The sequence below is a fragment of the Leucobacter sp. GX24907 genome (assembly GCF_053567335.1).
The window spans coordinates 200,648-226,507 of sequence record NZ_JBSGPD010000003.1; the positions used below are offsets into that span (position 1 = coordinate 200,648).

The 25,860-nt window shown below is 64.9% G+C and carries 23 protein-coding genes; 20 read left to right on the top strand and 3 right to left on the bottom strand.

The window, feature by feature from the left end; genetic code table 11:
- Positions 1-3 precede the first annotated feature (3 nt).
- Together ACUYV6_RS06040 and ACUYV6_RS06045 are read right to left on the bottom strand one after the other, a co-directional pair.
- On the bottom strand, positions 4-849 hold the full coding sequence (locus tag ACUYV6_RS06040; RefSeq protein WP_449277753.1) for a spermidine synthase: 846 nt from the start codon (positions 847-849) through the stop codon (positions 4-6).
- Positions 846-1,535, bottom strand: coding sequence for a MarR family transcriptional regulator (locus ACUYV6_RS06045; RefSeq protein ID WP_449277754.1), 690 nt, complete (start codon positions 1,533-1,535; stop codon positions 846-848). The genes ACUYV6_RS06040 and ACUYV6_RS06045 overlap by 4 nt, the downstream gene beginning before the upstream one ends.
- Before the next feature lie 141 nt (positions 1,536-1,676).
- Between ACUYV6_RS06045 and ACUYV6_RS06050 the strand changes: the two genes are divergently transcribed.
- Positions 1,677-2,603, top strand: a complete 927-nt coding sequence (locus ACUYV6_RS06050; RefSeq protein ID WP_449277755.1) for a VOC family protein — start codon at positions 1,677-1,679, stop codon at positions 2,601-2,603.
- A gap of 61 nt (positions 2,604-2,664) precedes the next feature.
- Here the strand turns inward: ACUYV6_RS06050 and ACUYV6_RS06055 are convergent, their stop codons facing one another.
- Complete coding sequence (locus ACUYV6_RS06055) at positions 2,665-3,315, bottom strand: phosphatase PAP2 family protein (RefSeq protein ID WP_449277756.1); 651 nt, start codon at positions 3,313-3,315, stop codon at positions 2,665-2,667.
- Positions 3,316-3,593: 278 nt separating this feature from the next.
- Between ACUYV6_RS06055 and rpoB the strand changes: the two genes are divergently transcribed.
- The 19 genes from rpoB (at position 3,594) to rpsC (ending at position 25,860) form a co-directional block, all read left to right on the top strand.
- Positions 3,594-7,091, top strand: a complete 3,498-nt coding sequence (gene rpoB, locus ACUYV6_RS06060) for a DNA-directed RNA polymerase subunit beta (RefSeq protein WP_449277757.1) — start codon at positions 3,594-3,596, stop codon at positions 7,089-7,091.
- Positions 7,092-7,127: 36 nt separating this feature from the next.
- Positions 7,128-11,021, top strand: coding sequence for a DNA-directed RNA polymerase subunit beta' (locus ACUYV6_RS06065; RefSeq protein ID WP_449277758.1), 3,894 nt, complete (start codon positions 7,128-7,130; stop codon positions 11,019-11,021).
- Positions 11,022-11,231: 210 nt separating this feature from the next.
- Positions 11,232-12,212, top strand: a complete 981-nt coding sequence (locus tag ACUYV6_RS06070) for a hypothetical protein (RefSeq protein ID WP_449277759.1) — start codon at positions 11,232-11,234, stop codon at positions 12,210-12,212.
- Positions 12,209-12,691, top strand: coding sequence for a hypothetical protein (locus ACUYV6_RS06075; protein WP_449277760.1), 483 nt, complete (start codon positions 12,209-12,211; stop codon positions 12,689-12,691). The genes ACUYV6_RS06070 and ACUYV6_RS06075 overlap by 4 nt, the downstream gene beginning before the upstream one ends.
- Before the next feature lie 2 nt (positions 12,692-12,693).
- Positions 12,694-13,335: a spermidine/putrescine ABC transporter substrate-binding protein gene (locus tag ACUYV6_RS06080; RefSeq protein ID WP_449277761.1), complete on the top strand. Its 642-nt coding sequence runs from the start codon at positions 12,694-12,696 to the stop codon at positions 13,333-13,335.
- 303 nt (positions 13,336-13,638) lie between these two features.
- The gene (rpsL, locus tag ACUYV6_RS06085) at positions 13,639-14,010 is read left to right on the top strand and encodes a 30S ribosomal protein S12 (RefSeq protein ID WP_046456180.1); all 372 of its coding nucleotides are present in this window, start codon (positions 13,639-13,641) and stop codon (positions 14,008-14,010) included.
- Positions 14,010-14,480, top strand: coding sequence for a 30S ribosomal protein S7 (rpsG, locus tag ACUYV6_RS06090; protein ID WP_449277762.1), 471 nt, complete (start codon positions 14,010-14,012; stop codon positions 14,478-14,480). Before rpsL ends, rpsG begins: the two co-directional genes overlap by 1 nt.
- A gap of 177 nt (positions 14,481-14,657) precedes the next feature.
- Complete coding sequence (fusA, locus tag ACUYV6_RS06095) at positions 14,658-16,778, top strand: elongation factor G (RefSeq protein WP_449277763.1); 2,121 nt, start codon at positions 14,658-14,660, stop codon at positions 16,776-16,778.
- A 162-nt stretch (positions 16,779-16,940) separates the two neighbouring features.
- Positions 16,941-18,134: an elongation factor Tu gene (gene tuf, locus ACUYV6_RS06100; RefSeq protein ID WP_449277764.1), complete on the top strand. Its 1,194-nt coding sequence runs from the start codon at positions 16,941-16,943 to the stop codon at positions 18,132-18,134.
- 165 nt (positions 18,135-18,299) lie between these two features.
- On the top strand, positions 18,300-20,099 hold the full coding sequence (locus tag ACUYV6_RS06105) for a polysaccharide biosynthesis protein (RefSeq protein ID WP_449277765.1): 1,800 nt from the start codon (positions 18,300-18,302) through the stop codon (positions 20,097-20,099).
- Positions 20,096-21,226 (top strand): UDP-phosphate alpha-N-acetyl-D-fucosaminephosphotransferase, encoded by a 1,131-nt coding sequence (locus ACUYV6_RS06110; protein WP_449277766.1) that lies wholly within the window; start codon positions 20,096-20,098, stop codon positions 21,224-21,226. The genes ACUYV6_RS06105 and ACUYV6_RS06110 overlap by 4 nt, the downstream gene beginning before the upstream one ends.
- A 367-nt stretch (positions 21,227-21,593) precedes the next feature.
- Positions 21,594-21,902 carry a 30S ribosomal protein S10 gene (gene rpsJ, locus ACUYV6_RS06115; RefSeq protein ID WP_025133701.1) on the top strand — a complete coding sequence of 103 codons (309 nt, stop codon included), beginning with the start codon at positions 21,594-21,596 and terminating at the stop codon, positions 21,900-21,902.
- A 14-nt stretch (positions 21,903-21,916) separates the two neighbouring features.
- The gene (gene rplC / locus ACUYV6_RS06120; RefSeq protein ID WP_449277767.1) at positions 21,917-22,570 is read left to right on the top strand and encodes a 50S ribosomal protein L3; all 654 of its coding nucleotides are present in this window, start codon (positions 21,917-21,919) and stop codon (positions 22,568-22,570) included.
- A 3-nt stretch (positions 22,571-22,573) separates the two neighbouring features.
- Positions 22,574-23,227 carry a 50S ribosomal protein L4 gene (gene rplD, locus ACUYV6_RS06125; RefSeq protein WP_449277768.1) on the top strand — a complete coding sequence of 218 codons (654 nt, stop codon included), beginning with the start codon at positions 22,574-22,576 and terminating at the stop codon, positions 23,225-23,227.
- Complete coding sequence (rplW, locus tag ACUYV6_RS06130; RefSeq protein ID WP_449277769.1) at positions 23,224-23,523, top strand: 50S ribosomal protein L23; 300 nt, start codon at positions 23,224-23,226, stop codon at positions 23,521-23,523. The genes rplD and rplW overlap by 4 nt, the downstream gene beginning before the upstream one ends.
- Before the next feature lie 25 nt (positions 23,524-23,548).
- Entirely contained in the window at positions 23,549-24,385 is an 837-nt protein-coding gene (gene rplB / locus ACUYV6_RS06135; protein ID WP_449277770.1) for a 50S ribosomal protein L2, read from the top strand.
- Positions 24,386-24,409: 24 nt separating this feature from the next.
- Positions 24,410-24,691 (top strand): 30S ribosomal protein S19, encoded by a 282-nt coding sequence (gene rpsS, locus ACUYV6_RS06140; protein ID WP_025133706.1) that lies wholly within the window; start codon positions 24,410-24,412, stop codon positions 24,689-24,691.
- Between the two features lie 26 nt (positions 24,692-24,717).
- A complete protein-coding gene (rplV, locus tag ACUYV6_RS06145) occupies positions 24,718-25,098 on the top strand; it encodes a 50S ribosomal protein L22 (RefSeq protein WP_449277771.1) in 381 nt (126 codons plus the stop codon).
- Positions 25,099-25,101: 3 nt separating this feature from the next.
- Positions 25,102-25,860: a 30S ribosomal protein S3 gene (rpsC, locus tag ACUYV6_RS06150; protein WP_449277772.1), complete on the top strand. Its 759-nt coding sequence runs from the start codon at positions 25,102-25,104 to the stop codon at positions 25,858-25,860.

Below are 25,860 nucleotides of genomic sequence, written 5' to 3' on the forward strand. Positions count from 1 at the left end.
GCCTTACTCGAACAGCTCGCGCGCGGGTGCGGGGGAGTCGAACGCGGTGTCGTCGGTGATGGGCTTCGCTCCCCGTACGAGCTCGGAGAATTCGCGCCCAGCAAGCATTCTCGCCGGGTGGGGGCCGCCGGCGAGGAGACGAGGCAGCCAGTCCCACTCGGCTTCGCTCTCGGAGGCGATGAGTACAACGTTGCCGAAGCGGCGTCCTTTGATCACCTGCGGCTCGGCGATCGCGGCGACCGCGGGGAAGAGTGCTGCGAGTGTGGCGGCCTGTCCGCGCACGAACGGGAGGCCCGTGCCGTCGGCAGCATTGATCGCAATAATGCCGTCGGGGGTGAGCAGCGGGCGGAGGAGCTCGTAGAACTCCGTGCTGGAAACGTGTGCGGGGGTCTGCGCGCCGGCGAAGATGTCGACGATGATGAGGTCCATTGCGCCGCGCATGCCGTCGGGGAGTCGTCCGACGACGTCGCGGGCATCTCCGCGTCGCACGCGAATGCTGGCCCGCCTGGGCAGTGGCGCCACTTCTCTGACGAGGTCGACGAGTGCGCCCTCAAGTTCGATCACCTGCTGACGGCTCCCGGGGCGCGTGGCTTCGACGTAACGGGGCAGGGTGAAGGCGCCGCCGCCGAGATGCAGCGCCGAGATCGGGGCGCCCGGCGGGCGGCAGAGGTCGATCACGTGTCCGATGCGCCGCACGTACTCGAAGAACAGGTCGGAGGGATCGCGCAGATTGATGTGCGACTGCGGTGTGCCGTCGATGACGAGCTGCACTGCGCCTGGGACGAAACGGTCCTCCTGAAATTCAGCGAGCAGACCGGAGGAGAGCACGACCGGTTCCGGGAGTCTCATGCCTTGAATCTTGCCAGAGGATCGGGGTCGGCAGCGCACGGTGCTTCGGGCTTCGGCGCGGGGTCTGCGGCACATGGTGCAGGATCGGGTTCCGGATCAGCGGCGCACGGCGCTGGGTTCGCGTCAGGATCGGCTGCGCACGGCGTGGGCTTCGGCGCAGGGTCTGCTGAGCACGGCGGAGCCGGATCCGCTGTGCAGGGCGGTGTCGACGCGGTCACTGCCAGACGCTGTTCGGGATCGAGTGCGCTGAGGATTGCGTAGGAGACATCGGTGAGCTGCGCGACGCCATCGCCGGAAAGGGAGCGGAGTCCCTCGAGGATGAGCGTGCGAGCGCCGTCTGCGTAGAGGGGGGCGCTCTCGCGCTGCACCTCGAGTCCTGCTTCGGTGAGTACTGCGTTCGTGGCACGGCCGTCTTCGGCGCATCGAGACCGCTCGACGAGTCCGCGCTTCTCGAGCGATGACACCACGCGCGACAGTCGGGGGAGCGTCGCGTTGGTCTTCGAGGCGAGCGCGCTCATGCGACGGGTGTGTTCCGGGGCTTCGGCGAGCGCCTCGAGCAGGGTGTACTCGAACGAGGTGATTCCTGCTGGGGTGAGATGACGGTCGAGTGCCGTGGGCAGGAGCTCGAGTAGTGCGTGCAACCGGGCGATCGCGACGCGTTCGGGGTGGCTCAGCGGAGTGCTCATGCCTCCAGGGTACCGGTTAGTTGCATCTTTAAGTATTCATCGAGTACTATTTAGTTGTACATAAAACTAAAATGCGGAATCGCGAAGCGCGCCCGTCCCGGATGTCATCGCGTGGTTCCGATCCATCTGAGAGGTAGACCAATGCAGCAAGACGCCACCCTCGCGCCCGATGAGCGCGTGCTCAGCCCAGAACTCGCCATGGATGCGGTCACCCTCCGCGTCGGTGATCTTGAGACGATGTCCGACTACTATGCCAAGGCTCTCGCACTTGATCCGCTCGAGGAGCGGAGCCGGGGGCGTGAGGTGCATCGCGTACTCGGCCGGGGGACAACGCCGCTCGTGCGCCTCGTGCACACCCCCGACCTGCCGGCATTGCGCCCGACAGATGCCGGATTGTTCCACACGGCGTTTCTCTTCGAGGATCAGACAGCGCTTGCCGCAACTGCCTATCGGGCAGGAAACGACCCGAGGAGCCGCTTCGCCGGTTCGAGTGATCATCTGGTGAGCGAAGCCTTCTACTTCACCGACCCCGAAGGCAACGGCATTGAGCTCTACCGCGACCGGCCACGGGAACAGTGGCAGTTCGTCGACGGCGACCTGCAGATGGATACGATGTTCCTCGATCCGAACGCATACATTCGCACCCATGTCACCGAGCAGAGCCTGGCTGCCACCGATGCGCTTCCCGGAACAGTGGGTCACGTTCACCTGCAGGTCGGTGACCTCCCGACGGCCCGCAAGTTCTATGTCGATGCGCTCGGCTTCGAACCGACCGTCACCGGATACCCCGGAGCCCTCTTCGCGTCAGCGGGCGGGTACCACCACCACGTCGCGATGAATACCTGGAACAGCAACGGAGCCGGACCCCGTGCCGCGCGCCTCGGGCTCGGCGACGTCGCTATCGTGCTGCCGAGTCGAAACGATCTTGACGCTCTGGCCGCGCGCTTGCGGGAACGCGGACTCGAATTCTCCGACACCGGCGGATCCATCGTGGTGAATGACCCCTGGGGCACTCAGGTCACGCTCTCGGTGCCGGGGACGACGACTGAGGATCTCCTCGACCGCTGATGAGGTGATCGCGCTGATGAGGTGATCGCGCTGATGGGGGGCTCGTTGCGAGTAGGTTCTGTCAGCGGGATCTTCCCGGCGTGGAGGATCCGAACCAGAGTCTGCGTGAGAGGATCGCGACGGCGGCGCCGAGCAGTGCACCGGCAATGGTGTCGCTCAGCCAATGGACATGCAGTGCTGTGCGGCTCCACATCATCGCGACCACCCAGAGCGCAGCGATCAACGCGGCGACCCTCGTGGTGCGGGCCCCGGTGCGCTCGAGCCCCGCGATGACGAGCAGCACCGACACGGCGAGGGCCGCGGCTCCCATGGAATGGCCTGACGGGTACGAAGATCCCAATGTCGGGTAGAGCGGATCCGAAGGACGCGGACGCAGGACGAGCCCCTTGAGCAGTTCCGAGACCGCGATGCCCAGTATCAGGGCGAAACCCACCGACGCAGCATCCCGCGGGCGACGCAGCGCCAGCAGGGCGGCGACAGCGATACCGGTGCAGGCTGCAGCACCGATCCCTCCGCCGATATCGGCGAAGAATACCGCCACCGCGTAGGGTCCCGTGCCTCGGGACGTCGAGACGACGCCGTGCCACCATCGGTCGATCCCGAACGGGGAAGAATCGACGAACACGAAGAAGGCGCCGCAGGCGGCAACGAGAAGCAGGGCGGCGACGGCCCACGGGCCGAGCCTGCGCAGCATCTCACGGTGTCGATCCATGCGGCCACCCTATAAAGAACCTCATGCAGTAACGCCGTGAAGCGGCAGGGGAGGTGGTCGGCCCGACCTGCTACTTCCGCCTTCGCCTCTCGGCTTGAGTGCGGCGGTTGACCTGTGGTAGAGGATCCGTTACAGTAGATAGCTGCACTCCGGACACCAGTATGCCTTCATATAGCGGTAGGCCTGGGGATCCCTCGTCAGGACCCCTTCCAGGTGCCGAAGCAACTCACCGCAAGACTCAGGTCAACCGGCCCGACGGGGCCCACGGAGGTAGTTCCTTGGCTGCTGCGCGCAACGCATCTTCCACCAATTCACCGAAGAACGGACGCGACCACTCGCGTCTGAGCTTCGCCAAGATTTCCGACACGCTGTCGGTGCCGAACCTTCTGGCACTGCAGCTCGAGAGCTTCGACTGGCTCGTCGGCAGTGACGCGTGGAAAGAGCGCGTCGCCGAGGCCCAGGCAGAGGGGCGCGATGACATCGCCCTGAAGAGCGGGCTCGAGGAGATCTTCGACGAGATCTCACCCATCGAAGACAACGCAGGCACGATGCAGCTGTCGTTCGAGAACCCGATCCTCGACGAGCAGAAGTTCTCGATCGAGGAGTGCAAGGAGCGGGGCAAGACCTACTCGGCACCGCTCTACGTCGAGGCCGCGTTCTACAACACCGAGACTCAGGTACTCAAGAGCCAGACGGTCTACATGGGCGACTTCCCCATCATGACCGACAAGGGCACCTTCATCATCAACGGCACCGAGCGCGTCATCGTTTCGCAGCTCGTCCGCAGCCCCGGCGTGTACTTCGAGCGCGCCCAGGAGAAGACCTCCGATAAGGACGTCTTCACCGCACGCGTGATCCCGAGCCGTGGCGCATGGCTCGAGTTCGAGGTCGACAAGCGCGACCAGGTCAGCGTCCGCATCGACCGCCGACGCAAGCAGTCGGTCACGGTCTTCCTGAAGGCCCTCGGCATGACGAGCGAGGAGATCCTCGAGGAGTTCGCCGGCTACGAGTCGATCGCCGCCACCCTCGAGAAGGACGGCATCCTCACGCAGGAAGAGGCGCTCAAGGACATCTACCGCAAGCAGCGTCCCGGTGAGCAGGTCGCGATCGAGGCAGCCCGTGCGCTGCTCGACAACAGCTACTTCAACCCGAAGCGCTACGACCTCGCCAAGGTCGGTCGCTACAAGATCAACCGCAAGCTCGGCATCGACGCACCGATCACCGACTCGGTGCTCTCGCTCGAAGACATCGTTGCGACGATCAAGTACCTCGTCGGCCTGCACGCCGGCACCGAGACCCTTCCCGGCGTTCGCGACGGCAAGGAGGTCGAGGTTCGGCTCGACACCGACGACATCGATCACTTCGGCAACCGCCGCATCCGCGCGGTCGGCGAGCTGATCCAGAACCAGGTGCGCACCGGCCTCAGCCGCATGGAGCGCGTGGTGCGCGAGCGCATGACCACGCAGGACATCGAGGCGATCACCCCGAACACCCTGATCAACACCCGCCCCGTGCTGGCTGCGATCAAGGAGTTCTTCGGCACGTCGCAGCTGTCGCAGTTCATGGATCAGAACAACCCGCTCGCGGGCCTGACCAACAAGCGCCGTCTCTCGGCGCTCGGCCCCGGCGGCCTGAGCCGCGACCGTGCCGGCGTCGAGGTGCGAGACGTGCACCCGTCGCACTACGGTCGCATGTGCCCCATCGAGACCCCTGAAGGCCCGAACATCGGTCTGATCGGCGCGCTCGCAACGTTCGCGCGCATCAACGCGTTCGGCTTCATCGAGACCCCCTACCGTCGAGTCATCAACGGCAAGGTCACGGATCAGGTCGAATACCTCACCGCCCACGAAGAGGACGAGTTCCTCATCGCGCAGGCCGGCGCCCCGCTGACCGCTGATGGCGAGTTCGCGGAGGAGCAGGTGCTCGCGCGTCCCCGCGGCTCCGAGGTGCAGCTGTTCCCCGCGAGTGCCGTGGAGTACATGGACGTCTCGCCGCGCCAGATGGTCTCCGTCGCGACCTCGCTCATCCCGTTCCTCGAGCACGACGATGCGAACCGCGCGCTCATGGGCGCCAACATGCAGCGCCAGGCTGTGCCGCTCGTCAAGAGCGACAGCCCGCTCGTCGGCACCGGTATGGAGGGCTACGCGGCAATCGACGCGGGCGACGTTGTCGCCGCTGAGAAGTCCGGCATCGTTGCAGACGTCTCGGCTGATGTCGTGACCGTGCAGCACGACGACGGTGGCTCGAAGAGCTATTACCTGCGCAAGTTCGATCGTTCGAACCAGGGCACGAACTACAATCACCGTGTCATCGTGAAGGCGGGGGATCGCATCGAGGCCGGCGAGGTCATCGCCGACGGCCCCGCGACCCAGGACGGCGAGCTCGCACTCGGCAAGAACCTGCTCGTGGCATTCATGTCGTGGGAGGGGCACAACTTCGAGGACGCGATCATCCTGAGCCAGAACCTGGTGAAGGACGACACCCTCTCCTCGATCCACATCGAGGAGTACGACGTCGACGCCCGCGATACCAAGCTCGGCAAGGAGGAGATCACCCGTGACCTCCCCAACGCCAGCATGGAGGCGCTGAAGGATCTGGACGAGCGCGGTATCATCCGCATCGGTGCCGAGGTCGAGCCCGGCGACATCCTCGTCGGCAAGGTCACCCCGAAGGGCGAGACCGAGCTCAGCGCCGAGGAGCGTCTGCTTCGCGCGATCTTCAACGAGAAGAGTCGTGAGGTGCGCGACACCTCGCTCAAGGTGCCGCACGGCGTCTCGGGTACCGTGACCTCGGTCAAGGTCTTCGACGCCGAGAACGACAACGACGACGAGCTCGGCTCGGGCGTCAACCAGCGCGTCGTGGTCTACATCGCTCAGAAGCGTAAGATCACCGAGGGCGACAAGCTCGCCGGCCGTCACGGCAACAAGGGCGTCATCTCGAAGATCCTGCCTGTCGAAGACATGCCGTTCCTCGCAGACGGCACCCCGGTCGACGTGATCCTGAACCCGCTCGGCATCCCCGGTCGAATGAACTTCGGCCAGGTGCTCGAGATTCACCTGGGGTGGATCGCGAAGCAGGGCTGGAAGGTCGAGGGCACTCCCGAGTGGGCCGCCCGTCTCGCCGACGAGGTCCGCGAAGCGGCTCCCGACACCAAGGTCGCCACGCCGGTATTCGACGGTGCGACCGAGGAAGAGATCGCAGGGCTCCTCGACTCCACGCTGGTCACGCGCGACGGCGAGCGACTCATCGATTCGAGCGGCAAGACGCAGCTCTTCGACGGACGCTCGGGTGAGCCGTACCCGTACCCGATCTCGGTCGGCTACATGTACATTCTGAAGCTCCACCACCTCGTCGACGACAAGATCCACGCGCGTTCGACGGGCCCCTACTCGATGATCACGCAGCAGCCGCTGGGCGGTAAGGCCCAGTTCGGCGGTCAGCGCTTCGGCGAGATGGAGGTGTGGGCGCTCGAGGCCTACGGTGCCGCTTACGCGCTGCAGGAGCTCCTGACGGTCAAGTCCGATGACATCCTGGGTCGTGTGAAGGTCTACGAGGCCATCGTGCGCGGCGAGAACATTCCGGAGCCGGGCGTGCCCGAGTCGTTCCGCGTGCTCATGAAGGAGATGCAGTCGCTCTGCCTGAACGTCGAGGTGCTCGGCGCCGACGGCCAGGCGGTCAACCTGCGCGACAACGATGACGAGGCCCACCGCACCGCGGAGGAGCTCGGAATCAACCTGTCCACGCGCTTCGAGACCTCGTCCGTCGACGAGATCTGATCCAGACGAATTCTTACAGTTACCAAGGAGAACATTTTGCTCGAGGGTACGAGTTTCAACGAGCTGCAGATTCGTCTGGCAACCGCCGAAGACATCCGCAGCTGGTCGTTCGGCGAGGTCAAGAAGCCGGAGACCATCAACTACCGCACGCTGAAGCCCGAGAAGGACGGTCTGTTCGGCGAGCAGATCTTCGGTCCGAGCCGGGACTGGGAGTGCGCGTGCGGCAAGTACAAGCGCGTCCGCTACAAGGGCATCGTCTGCGAGCGCTGCGGCGTCGAGGTGACGAAGTCGAGCGTGCGCCGCGAACGCATGGGCCACATCGAGCTCGCCGCTCCCGTGACTCACATCTGGTACTTCAAGGGAGTACCGTCGCGCCTCGGCTACCTCCTCGACATGGCGCCGAAGGACCTCGAGAAGGTCATCTACTTCGCCGCGTACATGATCATCGACATCGATGAAGAGGGCCGCCACGAAGACATGGCGGAGCTGGAGTCGGAGCTCCGGCTCGAGCTCAAGAGCCTGGAGGAGCAGCGCGATCTCTCGATCGCCCGTCGCCAGCAGCAGGCCGAGTCCGATCTCGCCGCGCTTGAGGCGGAGGGTGCGAAGGCCGAGCAGCGCCGTCGCGCAGAAGCTTCCGCCGAGAAGGAGCTCACCGCGATCCGTAAGGGATACGACGAGGACATCGCTCGCCTGCAGCGCGTGTGGGAGGACTTCCGCAACCTCAAGGTCGGAGACCTCAAGCCCGAGGACGCAACCTTCGCAGAGCTCATGGATCGCTACGGCGACTACTTCGAGGCGTACATGGGCGCCGAGGCGATCAAGAAGCGCCTCGAGTCCTTCGACCTCGCAGCCGAGAGCGAGTCGCTGCACCTGCAGATCGCCGAGGGCAAGGGGCAGAAGAAGATCCGCGCCATCAAGCGTCTGAAGGTCGTCAACTCCTTCCTGCAGACGGGCGCGAGCCCGGCCGCCATGGTGCTCGACGTCGTCCCGGTGATTCCGCCGGAGCTGCGCCCCATGGTGCAGCTGGACGGTGGACGCTTCGCGACCTCGGATCTCAACGATCTGTACCGTCGTGTGATCAACCGCAACAACCGTCTGCGTCGTCTGCTCGATCTCGGAGCCCCCGAGATCATCGTGAACAACGAGAAGCGCATGCTGCAGGAGGCCGTCGACGCGCTGTTCGACAACGGCCGCCGTGGCCGCCCGGTGACCGGTACGGGCAACCGTGCGCTGAAGTCGCTCTCAGACATGCTCAAGGGCAAGCAGGGCCGGTTCCGTCAGAACCTGCTCGGCAAGCGCGTCGACTACTCCGGCCGTTCGGTCATCGTCGTCGGCCCGCAGCTCAAGCTGCACCAGTGCGGTCTGCCGAAGCAGATGGCGCTCGAGCTGTTCAAGCCGTTCGTCATCAAGCGTCTCATCGATCTGTCGCACGCGCAGAACGTCAAGGCTGCGAAGCGCATGGTGGAGCGCGCGCGCTCCGAGGTGTGGGATGTGCTCGAGGAGATCATCCGCGAGCGTCCCGTGCTGCTCAACCGCGCACCGACCCTGCACCGTCTGGGCATCCAGGCCTTCGAGCCGCAGCTCGTCGAGGGTAAGGCCATTCAGCTGCACCCGCTCGTCTGCACCGCCTTCAACGCGGACTTCGACGGCGACCAGATGGCTGTGCACCTGCCGCTGTCGGTAGAGGCTCAGGCCGAGGCTCGCGTCCTGATGCTCGCCTCCAACAACATCCTGAAGCCGTCTGACGGCCGCCCGGTGACCCTGCCTTCGCAGGATATGATCATCGGCCTGCACCACCTCACCACGGTGAAGCAGGGTGTTCAGGGCGAAGGCCGCGCCTTCGGCTCAATCGCCGAGGCGATCCTCGCCATGGACGAGGGCACCCTCGACCTGGGCGCACCGGCGAAGATCCGTCTGGTCGGCTACACCGACGAGTCCGGAACGACGCATGAGCGTCCCGTGCTGGTCGAGACCACGCTCGGTCGGGCGATCTTCAACGAGGCGCTGCCCGCCGACTACCCGTACTTCGAGCGCGTCGCCGACAAGGGCAGCCTGTCGACCCTGGTCAACGACCTGGCCGAGCGCTACCCGAAGGTGCAGGTCGCTGCGACTCTCGACGCGATCAAGGACGCAGGCTTCTATTGGGCGACTCGCTCGGGTGTCACGGTCTCGCTGAGCGATATCGTCACGCCGACGAACAAGGCCGAGATCATCGCCGAGCACGAGAAGCGCGCCGGCGCCGTGCAGAAGAACTACGACAAGGGTCTGATCACTGACGCCGAGCGTCACCGTGAGCTGGTCGACATCTGGACCGAGGCGACCGACGAGGTTGCTGCGGCCATGCGCGACGCGTTCCCCGAAGACAACACCATCTTCCGCATGGTGTCGTCGGGTGCTCGTGGTAACTGGCTGCAGATCCGCAACATCGCGGGTATGCGTGGTCTGGTGAGCGATCCGAAGGGTGAGATCATCCCTCGACCGATCATCAACTCGTACCGCGAGGGCCTGTCGGTGGCGGAGTACTTCATCGCGACCCACGGTGCTCGTAAGGGTCTTGCCGATACCGCTCTGCGTACGGCCGACTCGGGTTACCTGACCCGTCGTCTGGTCGACGTCTCGCAGGATGTCATCATTCGTGAAGAGGACTGCGGCACTAAGCGCGGTCTCGACATGCCGATCGCCGAGGCCGACGCGAACGGCGTGCTCGTGCGCGATGAGAACGTCGAGAACTCGGTCTATGCGCGGACGCTCGCGGCTGACGCAACCACCGAGGACGGCACCGTCGTCGCGACTGCTGGGTCGGATGTGGGCGATGTGCTCATCGAGCAGCTGGTCGCAGCCGGCGTTACCGAGATCAAGGTACGTTCGGTGCTCACCTGCGAGTCGGCAGTCGGCGTGTGCGCAACCTGCTACGGCCGTTCGCTCGCGACCGGCCAGCGTGTTGATATCGGCGAAGCCGTCGGCATCATCGCTGCGCAGTCGATCGGTGAGCCGGGCACGCAGCTGACGATGCGTACCTTCCACACCGGTGGTTCTGCCTCGGCAGACGACATCACGCAGGGTCTGCCCCGCGTGCAGGAGCTCTTCGAGGCCCGTACGCCGAAGGGTGCATCGCCGATCGCTGAGGCCGCCGGCCGCATCACGATCGAGGACACCGAGAAGGGTCGCCGCATCCTGCTCACTCCGGACGATGGATCCGAGGAGAAGGCGTACCCCGTGCTGAAGCGCGCCACGCTGCTCGTCGAGGACGGCGATCGTGTCGAGCTCGGCCAGCCCTTCATCCAGGGCACGCTCGACCCGAAGGACATTCTGCAGGTCGGTTCGACCGAGGGCGGCAAGCACATCCCGGGTGAGCGTGCCGTGCAGAAGTACCTCGTCGAGGGCGTGCAGGGCGTGTACCGCTCGCAGGGCGTGCCGATCCACGACAAGCACATCGAGGTCATCGTGCGGCAGATGCTGCGCAAGGTCACGGTGGTGGATCACGGCGAGACCGAGCTGCTTCCGGGCGAGCTCGTCGACCGCGCTCGCTACCAGCAGATCAACCGCGAGACCGTCATCGACGGCAAGCGTGCGGCGACCGCGCGCCCCGAGGTCATGGGTATCACCAAGGCTTCGCTCGCGACCGAGTCCTGGCTGTCGGCGGCCTCCTTCCAGGAGACCACTCGCGTGCTCACGCAGGCTGCGATGGAGGGATCGAAGGATCCGCTCATCGGCCTCAAGGAGAACGTCATCATCGGTAAGCTCATTCCGGCCGGTACCGGCCTGAACGTCTACCGCGATGTTGACGTGCAGGCGACCGAGGAGGCGAAGGCGGAGCGTTACCCGAATCGCCTCTTCGCCAGCGAGGGTACGTTCGATGAGAACGACCTCTCCTTCGTGGACTTCGATAGCTTCACGGCTGACGAGTTCAACCCGGGCAACTACAGCTGATCGATCTGGTTCCCATGTGAAGGGCGCCCGCACCTCCTCCGAGGTGCGGGCGCCCTTCACGTTACTCGCCGTACCGTTATTCACCCTGCGTGTTTTTCACGCCTTGCCGCGTCGTTCCGCGGTTTCCGCCCTTGAGGCTTGTAGATTGGCGAGCAATTCACGTCTGCGGTGCCCCCGGAGACGTGCTCGGGCGCGATGAGAGGTGAGGCGATGAGCGAGGATCGCGAGACGCAGCAGGCCGGTTCCCCCGTCGAGGAGAGCGAGGCGACGGAGACCGAGGTGCTCGCAGCCGTTGAGCGCGCGCGGGACACCAATGACCCGGCCGCCCTCGCGAACTCCACCGACGCAGAAGAGACTGTCGTCGTCGATTCTGTAGACGAGGGAAGTGATGGCGCAGGACCCGAGAACGATGCGCGCGACGTCGACGAGCCGGAGAGTCCGCTGGTGCTGCCCGCAGCGCCTACCCGCACTCCTGCGAGCCGACGTCCGGTGCGAGATTCCAGCGCGCGTGCTGAGGCAGATTCGCCCGAGGGCGAGCAGACTGCGGCGCTCTCGGTGGCCGAGACCGAAGCGCTGCTCGGTGAGCCGCGCGACGGAGAGATTCGCGTGAGCGCAGACCATCCGATGGCCGCGCTCTACATGCAGACGCCCATGCCCCCAGAATTTCGTGGCAACCGCGGCGCCGGTGTGCTGATCTCGTTGCTCGCGACGGTTGTCTTCGCCGTGCTGTACGCGGGCCTGATCGCGCTGCGAATTTCCTCCCTCTACCCGCCCTCGACGTTCTTGACCGATGGCCTGCTGCCGTTTTTGACCTCTTGGGGGTTCATCGCGGCCGTCGCGTCCTTCTTCGTATCACTCATACTGCTCGTGCTCATTTCAGGCCGTGCTGGTTGGTGGGCCTACGTCATCGGGGGACTCCCGGTGGCCATCATCGTCTGGGCGGCCACGACGGTGGGGTACGCACTTTCACCCGAGGTGCTCGGGGCGGTGCGCACGGGTTGGAACTACGAGACCATTATCAGTACCTTCGGCTTGACCGTCCCCGCGCTCGGTGCTGCGCTCATCGCGCGTGAGGTCACCGCATGGTTCGGGGCCTGGATCGGTCGACGCGGGCGCAAGGTGACCCAACGGAATGCCGAAGCCCTCGCCGACTACGAAGAAGCCCTCGCCGAGGTGCGTGCGAAGCGGTGAGCGAACCGGGTCGGCGCGGAGTTACGCGAGGCTACGTCGGTGCGCTCATCGCCGCATGCACCATCCTTGCGGCGTCGCTCGTCGTGGCTTCGTGGGGAATGCTATCGCTCCTCGCGGACAGTGAACCGATCGAGACCGATGGCGTGCCTCGGTGGGCGGCACCGCTGATTCTCGCGGTCGCGTTGGGGGCCTTGGCGTGGGGCCTCTGGGCCCAGTCGATCGTGCTGCTGCGCGGACGACGCAGTCCGTCCTGGACGCACCTCCTGGTGCTCTCAGTCGGTTCCTATCTCATCTGGTGCGTGGGCGGCATGGCCGCGGGAGCTTCGGTCGATGAGACCTGGCTCAGTCCATATGCCGGACTACTGGTGCCGATCTGGGCGGTTTCCTCGCTCGCATGCTGGGCCGTTCTGCTCAGGCGGGTGTACACCGATCGGGGCGTGCCGCGCTGGCCGTGGGAGCGCGAAGGCGACGAGGGGTGAGCGTGACCACCGGAGAGGACATCGAGCAGCGCGTCGACCATGCGGTCGCTGCGTGGCTGCTCCGACTCCCCGAATGGCGCCCCGGCACGCAGCGTGTGCGCGCGAGGCTCTGCCGGAGATGCACCGGTTCGCCGATCCTCGCCGCGGCCGGTATCACAGATGGTGTTCCGCACCAGGTCGGGCATGGGCTCGTCTCCCGGATGCAGCGGATCATCGACCGACGCGTCGACGAGTTCACGGCGGAGCAGCTTCCCGCCCTCCACTCGGAACTTTCGGAAGCCGCGCTTTGGGAGAGCGGCGGCTTTGATCCTGCCGCAGGTCTTGATCCTGAGTACGACGGGATCGATCTCGATCCCGAGGTCGACGAGCCGACGCAGCCCTTCCTCTTCACGCTTGCCGGCCTCGCCGAAGAGACCAAGCCGGAGCCCCCGCTTCCCAGGCCCCCGCTGAGCCCCGAGGAGAAGCGCCGGATTCGGATGGAGATCGATCTCGCCGATCGCTGTGCTGCCGAAGCCGGGCGACAGGTCTGCTTCGCGCTTGCCGAGCACCGGCCGCGCATCCAGGCCGCGATCCGCCGCTTCGTCGAACCGCAGATCGAAGCGCTGCTCGCCGAGCTGAGTCGTCACCTCGAACCGCCGAGCTGAGCCGGCGGGGCATCGGCGACGCGCCCGGGCGTGTTGCGCTCGCAGGCTCCGCGGCGTAAAGTTGTCTGTTGGTGTGCTCCACCGAGAAGCACCGTGCCTCGGCGCGGACCTCACGGCGGAGAACTCCTCTCGGGTCACTCCATCCGCGGCGTTCGCAGTGGGTGAGACACCCCCACGGCATAGCTGCACTCGGTTGCCCGCGCACGTGTTCGGGCAGCAGCAGCTTCGCGGCCGCGCAAGCGGACGCACATGCTTGACCATGAAAGCATTCCTGTCACCGTGCAGGACTACATAGGAGAATCAGTGCCTACTATTCAGCAGCTGGTTCGCAAGGGCCGGACGCCGAAGGTCTCCAAGACCAAGGCTCCCGCGCTTAAGGCGAACCCTCAGCAGCGCGGTGTGTGCACCCGTGTGTACACCACCACCCCGAAGAAGCCGAACTCGGCGATGCGTAAGGTCGCTCGTGTGAAGCTCTCGAACGGTACCGAGGTCACGGCCTACATCCCCGGTGAGGGCCACAACCTGCAGGAGCACTCGATGGTGCTCGTGCGCGGCGGTCGTGTGAAGGACCTCCCCGGTGTCCGCTACAAGATCGTGCGCGGCGCGCTCGACACGCAGGCGGTCAAGGATCGCCAGCAGGCTCGCAGCCGCTACGGTGCAAAGAAGGTGAAGTAATGCCTCGTAAAGGTCCCGCTCCCAAGCGCCCCGTCGTCGCCGATCCGGTGTACGGTTCGCCCGTCGTGAGCCAGCTCGTCAACAAGATCCTGCTCGACGGCAAGAAGGGCCTCGCCGAGCGCATCGTCTACGGTGCGCTCGAGAACGTGGCCGAGAAGTCCGGACAGGACGCCGTGACGATCCTCAAGAAGGCGCTCGATAACGTGCGCCCCACCCTCGAGGTTCGTTCGCGTCGCGTCGGCGGCAGCACATACCAGGTGCCCGTCGAGGTAAAGCCGCACCGCGCGAACACGCTCGCGCTCCGCTGGCTGACCAGCTACGCGAAGGCTCGTCGCGAGAACTCGATGACCGACCGTCTCACGAATGAGATTCTCGATGCTTCGAACGGCCTGGGTGCCGCTGTGAAGCGTCGTGAAGACACTCACAAGATGGCCGAGTCGAACCGCGCGTTCGCTCACTACCGCTGGTAGTCGCCGCTCGTCATCCCTGGGCCGTCCTGACCGTGCCCTCGAGGTGCATCGTAGAAACTCGAGTCGAGTTGCTGCGAACCTCACGGGTGCGGTCGCGGAGACGGCCCGGGATGACAGCACGGGGCGGATCCTGCCCCAACAAGCAAACTTTTCACCCCCTGTACGGAGGAGACCCCTGTGGCACAAGACGTGCTCACCGACCTGAGCAAGGTCCGCAACATCGGCATCATGGCGCACATCGATGCCGGCAAGACCACCACGACCGAGCGCATCCTGTTCTACACGGGTGTCAACCACAAGCTGGGCGAGACCCACGATGGTGCCTCGACCACCGACTGGATGGAGCAGGAGAAGGAGCGCGGCATCACGATCACCAGTGCCGCGGTGACCTGCTTCTGGAACCAGAACCAGATCAACATCATCGACACGCCCGGTCACGTCGACTTCACCGTCGAGGTGGAGCGCTCGCTCCGCGTGCTCGACGGCGCGGTTGCCGTGTTCGACGGCAAGGAGGGCGTCGAGCCCCAGTCCGAGACCGTCTGGCGTCAGGCCGACAAGTACGGCGTTCCTCGCATCTGCTTCGTCAACAAGATGGACAAGATGGGCGCCGACTTCTACTTCACGGTCGACACCATCATCAGCCGTCTCGGTGCGAAGCCGCTCGTGATGCAGCTCCCCATCGGTTCGGAGAGCGACTTCATCGGCGTCGTCGACCTGCTCTCGATGCAGGCGTTCGTCTGGGAGGGCGACTCGAAGGGTGACGTCTCGCTGGGCGCCGCCTACGAGACCCGAGAGATCCCGGCCGAGCTCCAGGCGAAGGCCGAGGAGTACCGTGCTCAGCTGGTCGAGACCGTCGCCGAGAGCGACGACGAGCTGCTCGAGAAGTTCTTCGGTGGCGAAGAGCTCACGATCGACGAGCTCAAGGCGGGCATCCGCAAGCTCGTCGTGAACAACGAGATCTACCCGGTCTACTGCGGTTCGGCGTTCAAGAACCGCGGTATCCAGCCGATGCTGGATGCGGTCGTTGACTTCCTTCCGAACCCGCTCGACGTGGGCGCCATCGAGGCCCACGACGTGCGCGACGAGGAAACCATCATCGAGCGCAAGCCGAACGCCGACGAGCCCTTCTCGGCACTCGCATTCAAGGTTGCCGTGCACCCGTTCTTCGGGCGTCTCACCTACGTGCGCGTCTACTCTGGCAAGGCTCCGTCGGGCGCTCAGGTCGTGAACTCGACCAAGGGCAAGAAGGAGCGCATCGGCAAGATCTTCCAGATGCACGCCAACAAGGAGAACCCGGTCGACGAGCTGACCGCGGGCAACATCTACGCGGTCATCGGTCTGAAGGACACCACCACCGGTGACACGCTCTCCGACCCGAACAACCAGGTTGTTCTCGAGTCGATGACCTTCCCGGAGCCCGTGATCGAGGTCGCGATCGAGCCCAAGACCAAGGGTGACCAGGAAAAGCTGGGAACGGCTATCCAGAAGCTCGCCGAAGAGGACCCCACGTTCCGCGTGAGCCTCAACGCAGAGACCGGCCAGACCGTGATCGCGGGTATGGGCGAGCTCCACCTCGACATTCTTGTCGACCGCATGAAGCGCGAGTTCAAGGTCGAGGCGAACGTCGGCAAGCCGCAGGTCGCGTACCGCGAGACCATTCGCAAGACGGTCGAGAAGTACGACTACACCCACAAGAAGCAGACCGGTGGCTCCGGTCAGTTCGCGAAGGTGCAGATCGCGCTCGGCCCGCTCGAGGTCGAAGAGGGCGGCGACAAGACCTACGAGTTCGAGGACAAGGTCACCGGTGGTCGCGTTCCTCGCGAGTACATCCCCTCGGTCGACGCGGGTATCCGCGATGCGATGCAGTACGGCATCCTCGCAGGCTTCCCCGTGGTCAACGTCAAGGCGACTCTGCTCGACGGTCAGTACCACGACGTCGACTCGTCTGAGATGGCGTTCAAGATCGCCGGTTCGATGGCCTTCAAGGAGGCCGCACGCATGGCCCAGCCCGTGCTGCTCGAGCCGATGATGGCCGTCGAGGTTCGCACCCCCGAGGAGTACATGGGCGACGTGATCGGCGACCTGAACTCCCGTCGTGGTCAGGTGCAGTCCATGGAAGACGCGAGTGGTGTCAAGGTCGTGCGCGCCCTTGTCCCGCTCTCCGAGATGTTCGGGTACATCGGCGATCTGCGGTCCAAGACCAGCGGTCGCGCGGTATTCTCGATGGTCTTCGACTCCTATGCTGAGGTGCCGAAGGCTGTGGCCGATGAGATCGTTCAGAAGGCTAAGGGCGAGTAACATCCGCCTAGAGCTCGGTGGCGGGCGTGAATCCCGCCACCGAGCACCCCGCTCGGGTCGCGATCACTGATCTGAGCTTGTAACATTGATACACACCCTGTACGCGTGCCTTTCGAAACCGTCGAGAGGAAGCGGTACATCGATGTCCTGAGGAGGACCATAGTGGCGAAGGCCAAGTTCGAGCGGACCAAGCCGCACGTAAACATCGGAACCATCGGTCACGTCGATCACGGTAAGACTACCCTTACCGCAGCGATCTCGAAGACGCTTGCCGACAAGTTCCCGTCCGAGGTCAACGTGCAGCGTGACTTCAACACGATCGACTCGGCTCCCGAGGAGCGCCAGCGCGGCATCACCATCAACATCTCGCACGTCGAGTACGAGACCGACAAGCGCCACTACGCGCACGTTGATGCCCCCGGCCACGCCGACTACATCAAGAACATGATCACCGGTGCCGCCCAGATGGACGGCGCGATCCTCGTGGTCGCCGCAACCGACGGTCTGATGGCGCAGTCGAAGGAGCACATCCTCCTCGCGAAGCAGGTCGGCGTTCCCTACCTCCTCGTTGCACTCAACAAGTGCGACCAGGTCGACGACGAGGAGATCCTCGAGCTCGTCGAGATGGAGGTCCGTGAGGAGCTCACCAAGAACGGCTTCGACGGCGACAACGCTCCCGTCGTGCGCGTTTCGGGCTACCAGGCTCTGCAGGGCGAAGAGAAGTGGGTCGACTCGATCGTCGAGCTCATGGACGCCGTTGACAACTCGATCCCCGACCCGGTGCGCGACAAGGACAAGCCGTTCCTCATGCCCGTCGAGGACGTCTTCACGATCACCGGTCGTGGCACCGTCGTTACCGGTCGCGCCGAGCGCGGCACCCTCGCGATCAACTCCGAGGTCGAGATCGTGGGTCTGCGCCCGACGCAGAAGACCACCGTCACCGGTATCGAGATGTTCCACAAGCAGCTCGACGAGGCCTGGGCCGGCGAGAACTGTGGCCTGCTGCTCCGCGGCACCAAGCGCGAGGACGTCGAGCGCGGCCAGGTCGTCGTGAAGCCGGGTTCGATCACCCCGCACACCAAGTTCGAGGGCACCGCCTACATCCTCAAGAAGGAAGAGGGCGGCCGCCACAACCCGTTCGAGACGAACTACCGTCCGCAGTTCTACTTCCGTACGACTGACGTGACCGGTGTCATCACCCTTCCGGAGGAGAAGCCGATGGTTATGCCCGGCGACACCACCGACATGAGCGTCGAGCTGATCCAGCCGATCGCCATGGAAGAGGGTCTCGGCTTCGCGATCCGTGAGGGTGGCCGCACCGTCGGCGCCGGCACGGTGACCAAGGTCGTGGAGTAAGTCTCCGACGTAACACCGAGAGAACCCCCGAGAGCCCTGCTCTCGGGGGTTCTTCGCGTTCCGTGCCGCGTCGCTTCATTCGTGCCGAGCGCGGTATCCTCGAAGACGACCCCTGTCCATCGATCGAGAGGCCCGTGGCGCGCAGCGCTCGGGTACGGAGGAGACGTGCAGCACACCCTGCCGAGCCGCCTCGCCCACTTCTGCCGTCAGTACGGTGTGCTCTACCTGCTCGACGTACTCGCGTGGGGCGTGGCTATCATCGCCGCACTGGTGTTGCGCTTCGAGTTCAATACGGCACGCATTCAGTGGGGATACACGTTCGCGCTGATCGGGCTGGTGGCGCTGCTCCAGCTCATCGGCGGTTGGGTGTTCTGGTTGTACCGCAACCGCTATGAGGTGGGCAGCTTCGATGAGGTGCGCGCCCTTGTTCTCGAGATCACCGCGGTGATGGCGGGCGCGTGGATTTTTGCCTACCTGGTTGCCTACGGGCAGGGCATCCCGCGCAGCACCATGGTCATCGCGGCGCCAATCGCGTTCAGCTTCATGGGCGCATTGCGCTACCTCGTGAGGCTCATGGCTGAGCATCAGTTGAAGCCAGGGGAAGGCGCCGAGCGCACACTGCTCTACGGTGCGGGCTATCTCGGGGGCCAAACTGCGAAGCGCCTCCTGACCGACCCGGTTGCCGCGTATCTGCCCGTCGGATTCCTCGACGACAATCCGACGAAGCGCAATCACTCCGTCCGTGGGGTGAAAGTGCTGGGCGGGCTCGAAGATCTCGATGAGTGCGCGAGCCGCACCGGTGCTACGACGCTCATGGTGTGCATCGGCGATGCGAACGCCGCGCTCATGCGTCGTATCGATAGCCAAGCGGAGCAGCTTGGCCTGCGCGTGATGGTGCTCCCGCCCCTCGATCAGATTCTGCAGGGATCGTCGGCGATCAGTGAGGTGCGCGAGCTGACTATCGAGGACCTCATCGGACGCAACCCGGTGCGCCTCGAGACCGATTCGATAGCCGGCTATCTGCAGGATCGCTCGGTGCTGGTCACCGGAGCGGGTGGATCCATCGGCTCTGAGATCTGCCGCCAACTCGTGCACTTCGCGCCGCGGGAGCTGGTCATGTTGGATCGTGACGAGACGGCCCTGCAGGAGACGCAGATTTCGATCAGCGGGCACGGTCTGCTCGATACGCGGGACGTGGTGCTCGCAGATATCCGTGATGCCGCGACGCTCGAGAAGATCTTCTTGGAACGCCGGCCCGACGTCGTCTTCCACGCGGCGGCGCTCAAGCATCTGCCCATGCTGGAACAGTACCCCGATGAGGCATGGAAGACGAACGTGCTCGGCACGCTGAACGTGCTCAACGCTGCACGAGCGGCGGAGGTCGGAACCTTCGTCAACGTATCCACTGACAAGGCGGCGAATCCGACGAGCGTGCTCGGGCACTCGAAGCGAGTCGCTGAGAAGCTCACCGCCTGGATGGCTTCGCAAACCGATGAGCGGTACCTGTCGGTGCGCTTCGGCAACGTGATCGGCAGTCGTGGATCCATGCTTCCGACATTCAGGTCTCTCATTGCATCGGGCGGTCCGGTCACGGTGACTCACCCTGAGGCGACACGCTTCTTCATGACGATCCCAGAGGCCAGCCAGCTCGTGATCCAGGCTGGTGGCATCGGGCGGCCGGGAGAGGTGCTGATCCTCGATATGGGGGAGCCCGTGCTCATCCTCGACGTCGCGAAACGCATGATCGCTCAGTCGGGCAAGCCGGTCGAGATCGTCTTCACCGGGCTGCGTCACGGTGAAAAGCTGCATGAGGAGCTGATCGGTATCGGCGAGAGCGACGAGCGTCCATTCCATCCGAAGATCTCGCATGCACAGGTCGACACCATCAGTCCTGAAGTGCTCGACCACGAAGGATGGGTTGCGCGTATGGATCTCACGGCTGAAGCCGAGGAGCGCGTGCAGTGAGTGCATACGGTGTGGCGCTGCTCGCAGGGAGTCTCACGCTGCTGCTGAGCCTGCTGCTTCCGTTCGCGGTGAAGCCGCTGCTCGTGCGGCTCGGCATTATGGACGTTCCGAATGAGCGCTCCTCGCACGAGCGGCCCGTGTTGCGCGGGCTCGGGCTCGCGGTGCTCATCGCGATGACCTGCGGCGGAGGCATCGGTGTCGCGCTCTTCGCGCTGCGTGGCTGGTCGGGGCACGGCGTCTGGGACGTGCTGCTCGTAGTAGTCGGCTGCTCGCTGCTCGCCGGCGTGTTGGGCCTCGTCGAAGATCTGCGCGGGGTGAGTGTGGTGGTGCGCAGCGCTGCGCTGCTGCTCATCGCCGCCGGTTCGGCGATCGGGGTGCTGCTCGCGGTACGTTCGTCGGACGACGCGATCGACTTCGACCGCGGGGGGAGTGCGGCGACGTTCGGCTGGGGGGCGAATGCCCCGTTCGACGCGCTGCCGCTCGGGATATCGGCGCTGCTCGTGCTCTACGCGGTGCTGTTCATCTCGAGCTACATCAACGTCGCGAACTTCATGGACGGACTCAACGGCATCAGCGGGCTCCACGGAGTGATCGCCGGTGCCACCTTTGCGACCGCCGGCTGGCTCGTCTCCCAGCCCTGGCTCGTCGCAGCGGGCTTGGTGCTCGCTGCGGGCTTCGGCGGGTTCCTGCCCTGGAACCTCACGAAGCCCGGAGCCTTTCTCGGTGACGTCGGCAGCTACTTGCTCGGCGGCGCCACCGCGATCACGAGTTTCGCGGCTCTGCTCTACGGCGTGCCGTTGCTTGCGACCATCGGCCCGATGGTGATCTACTTCGGTGATGTCGGAGTCACGCTCGTGAAGCGGGTTCGGGCGGGGAAGCGCTGGGACGAACCGCACAAGGAGCACGTCTATCAGCGGATTCAGCAGCTCGGCTACTCGCACGTGCAGGCCTCGGCGATCACCGCCGCATGCACGCTGCTGACCTCGGGGCTCGGCCTCGTTGCGCTCTTCACCGGACTCCTCGGCACACTCGCGTTGCTCATCGGCGGCCTCGCGGTGCTCGTCTTCTATCTGCTGCTTCCGGCGCTTCTGCCGCCGCGCAGCTCTGCAAACCTGCCAATCGAATAGGTCGCCGCATCATCAATTCTCGAGAGCTCGCGACACGCGACACGCCCGGGTTGCAGAGTTCGCGGCGCCTGTGTCAAAATAGTCAGGTTCAGTACTTCTCATTTCGTTGAGGATCACTGCCAGGTTGTGCATGACGACTCGCTTCGGCGGGTGCGTGCCGCTGGCAGCGAACACGACCCTCACACTTCGTAGCGGCCGGGCCACGCCTGGCCCTATTCGTGTGCGGGGCCACCGCTCGGCCGGTGGTGTTGACAGGTGAACAGCGAGCGAGAGCCTTCAGGGGTGATCAGGGCGCTGATACGCAAGACGTCCAATGCCGCGGAATCTTACGATCCCGCGGTACGACGCAAGAGAAAGAGAGAGTCACATGGCGGGACAGAAGATCCGCATTCGACTGAAGTCATATGACCACGAGGTCATCGACAACTCGGCGCGCAAGATCGTCGACACGGTCACCCGCGCCGGTGCCACCGTGATCGGCCCCGTGCCGCTCCCCACGGAGAAGAACGTGATCGCCGTGATCCGTTCGCCCCACAAGTACAAGGACAGCCGCGAGCACTTCGAGAAGCGCACGCACAAGCGCCTGATCGACATCGTCGATCCCACCCCGAAGGCCGTCGACTCGCTCATGCGTCTCGACCTGCCGGCCGACGTCAACATCGAGATCAAGCTGTAAGGGGGATTCCGAAGATGTCGAACAACAAGAACATCAAGGGTCTCCTGGGCACGAAGCTCGGCATGACCCAGGTCTGGGACGCGGACGGCAATGTCGTCCCTGTCACCGTCATCGAGGTGGCCCCCAACGTGGTGACCCAGATCCGCACCCCCGAGGTCGACGGCTACAGCGCCGTGCAGATCGCGGCCGGTCAGATCGACCCCCGCAAGGTGAACCAGCCGACTGCTGGTCACTTCGCGAAGGCCGGCGTCACGCCGCGTCGTCACCTCACCGAGCTGCGCACCCCCGACACCGCCGAGTACGAGCTCGGCCAGGAGCTCACCGTCGATGCCACGTTCGAAGCGGGGCAGAAGATCGACGTCGTGGGCACCTCCAAGGGCAAGGGCTTCGCAGGTGCCATGAAGCGTCACAACTTCAAGGGTGTCTCGGCTTCGCACGGTGCGCACCGCAACCACCGCAAGCCCGGTTCCATCGGTGGCGCCGCGACCCCCGGTCGCGTCTTCAAGGGCCAGCGCATGCCGGGCCGCATGGGCGGCGACCGCGTCACCGTGCAGAACCTGACCGTGCAGGCGATCGACGCCGAGAAGGGCCTCATCCTCGTCAAGGGTGCGGTTCCCGGTGCTCGTGGTCGTCTCGTTTTCGTCCGCAACGCAGTGAAGGGAGCGTAGTTCATGGCTACCGCTACCAAGCTCGAGGTCCTCGACGCGAAGGGCGCCAAGGCCGGGTCTGTTGATCTGCCCGAGTCGATCTTCGCAGCCGAGACCAATGTCCCGCTGATCCACCAGGTCGTCACCGCCCAGCTCGCAGCAGCGCGCCAGGGCACGCACAAGACCAAGAACCGCGGCGAGGTCTCCGGTTCGGGTGTCAAGCCCTTCAAGCAGAAGGGCACCGGCCGCGCGCGCCAGGGCTCGATCCGTCAGCCCGAGCACCGCGGCGGCGGCATCGTGCACGGCCCCGTGCCCCGCGATTACGCTCAGCGCACTCCGAAGAAGATGATTGCCGCAGCGCTTCGCGGCCTGCTTTCGGATCGCGCTCGCGCGAACCGCCTGCACGTCGTCGAGGGCTTCGGCATCGCCGACAAGCCCAGCACCAAGACCGCACGCGAGTTCCTCGCTTCGGTCGCGCCGGGCAAGCGCGTGCTCGTCATCACCACTCGCGAGGACGAACTGACGGTTCTGAGCGTGCGCAACCTCCAGAACGTGCACGTCATTCCGCAGGATCAGCTCAACGCCTACGACGTCGTCGTCAGCGACGATGTCGTGTTCACCAAGGCCGCGTTCGACGCGTTCGTCGCAGGTCGTACCGCCCAGGAGGAGACGAAGTGAGCATCAACAAGAACGTGCACGACGTCATCATCCGCCCCGTCGTCTCTGAGAAGAGCTACGGTCTGATCGATGCCAACGGTCAGTACACCTTCGAGGTGCAGCCGGATGCCAACAAGACCGAGATCAAGCTCGCCATCGAGCAGGTCTTCGGGGTGAAGGTCGACAAGATCAACACGCTCAACCGCAAGGGCAAGACGCGCCGGACCAAGTTCGGCATGGGCAAGCGCAAGGACATCAAGCGCGCCATCGTCACCCTGAAGTCGGGTTCCATCGACATCTTCACGGCTGCGCTGTAGCTCGGAAGCGAAGAGGAAGACACACATGGCTATTCGTAAGTACAAGCCCACGACTCCGGGTCGTCGCGGCTCGAGCGTCGCCGATTTCGCCGAGATCACGCGTTCGACCCCCGAGAAGTCGCTGCTCCGCCCGCTGCCGAAGACCGGTGGCCGTAACAACCAGGGCCGGATCACCACTCGCCACATCGGCGGTGGCCACAAGCGCCAGTACCGCGTCATCGACTTCCGTCGGAATGACAAGGACGGCGTGAACGCGAAGGTTGCGCACATCGAGTACGACCCGAACCGCACGGCGCGTATCGCGCTGCTGCACTTCGCGGACGGCTCGAAGCGCTACATCCTGGCACCGAACAAGCTCAAGCAGGGTGACACCGTCGAGTCGGGTCCCTCGGCTGACATCAAGCCGGGCAACAACCTGCCGCTGAAGAACATCCCCACCGGTACCGTGATCCACGCGATCGAGCTCAAGCCCGGTGGTGGCGCGAAGCTGGCACGTTCGGCCGGCGCCTCGGTGCGTCTGGTTGCGAAGGACGGCCCCTACGCGCAGCTGCGTCTCCCCTCGGGCGAGATCCGCAACGTCGACGCGCGCTGCCGCGCGACCGTCGGCGAGGTCGGCAACGCCGAGCAGTCCAACATCAACTGGGGTAAGGCCGGCCGCATGCGCTGGAAGGGCGTTCGCCCGACCGTGCGCGGTGTCGTCATGAACCCGGTGGATCACCCCCACGGTGGTGGCGAAGGCCGCACCTCGGGCGGTCGTCACCCGGTCAGCCCCTGGGGTCAGAAGGAAGGCCGCACGCGTCATCCGAACAAGGAAAGCGACAAGCTCATCGTGCGTCGCCGCCCCACCGGTAAGAAGCGTTAGTCGGCAGGTAGGAGTAACTAGAAGATGCCTCGTAGTCTCAAGAAGGGCCCCTTCGTCGATAACCACCTGCTGAACAAGGTGGTTGTCCAGAACGAAGCTGGCACCAAGAACGTGATCAAGACCTGGTCGCGCCGCTCGATGATCATCCCGGCAATGCTGGGTCACACCATCGCGGTGCACGACGGTCGCAAGCACATCCCGGTGTTCGTCACTGAAACCATGGTCGGTCACAAGTTGGGCGAGTTCGCTCCGACCCGCACCTTCCGTGGTCACGTGAAGGACGACAAGAAGGGCCGTCGCCGCTAACGCGGCGACGTGAAGGAGGAAGAGAAATGGTGGAGTCGATCGCACGCGTGCGTCATATCCGCATCACCCCCCAGAAGGCCCGTCGCGTCATCGACCTGGTTCGTGGCAAGAACGTTCAGGAGGCCCTGGCCATCCTGAAGTTCGCCCCGCAGGCCGCGTCGGAGCCCGTATTCAAGCTCGTCGCCTCGGCGATCGCGAACGCTCGTGTGAAGGCCGATAACGAGAACCTTCGCTTCAACGAAGACGATCTCGTCATCGCTCGTGCCTTCGTGGACGAGGGCGCAACGCTCAAGCGTTTCCGCCCGCGGGCTCAGGGTCGGGCGTTCCGCATCAACAAGCGGACCAGCCACATCACCGTCGTACTGCAGTCTGCCGACGAGCTCGCAGCCTCGAAGAAGGGAGCCTAAGGTATGGGCCAGAAGATTCATCCCTACGGCTTCCGCCTCGGGGTAACCACCGACCACGTCTCGCGCTGGTTCTCGGACTCGACGAAGAAGGGTCAGCGTTACGCCGACTACCTCGCCGAAGACATCAAGATCCGTCAGCACCTGAGCACGTCGCTCGATCGCGCGGGAGTCTCGCGTATCGAGATCGAGCGCACCCGTGATCGCGTCCGCATCGACATCCACTCGGCTCGCCCGGGTATCGTCATCGGCCGCCGCGGTGCCGAGGCCGAGCGTATTCGCTCGGAGCTCGAGAAGCTCACCGGGAAGCAGATCCAGCTGAACATCCTCGAGGTCAAGAACCCCGAGGCTGATGCTCAGCTCGTCGCTCAGGGCATTGCCGAGCAGCTCGCTGCTCGCGTGGCGTTCCGTCGCGCGATGCGCAAGGGGCTGCAAGGCGCTCAGCGCGCCGGCGCCAAGGGCATCCGTATCCAGGTCTCCGGCCGCCTCGGCGGCGCCGAGATGAGCCGTTCGGAGTTCTACCGTGAGGGCCGTGTGCCGTTGCACACCCTTCGCGCGAACATCGACTACGGCTTCTACGAGGCGAAGACCACCTTCGGCCGCATCGGCGTGAAGGTCTGGATCTACAAGGGCGACCTCACCAACAAGGAACTCGCTCGTGAGCAGGCCGCGCAGAAGCCGGCCCGCGAACGCGGCGACCGCCGCCGTGCGCCTCGTGGCGCGCAGGCCGAGGCTGCGCCCGCCGCAGCAGGAGCGGAGAAGTAA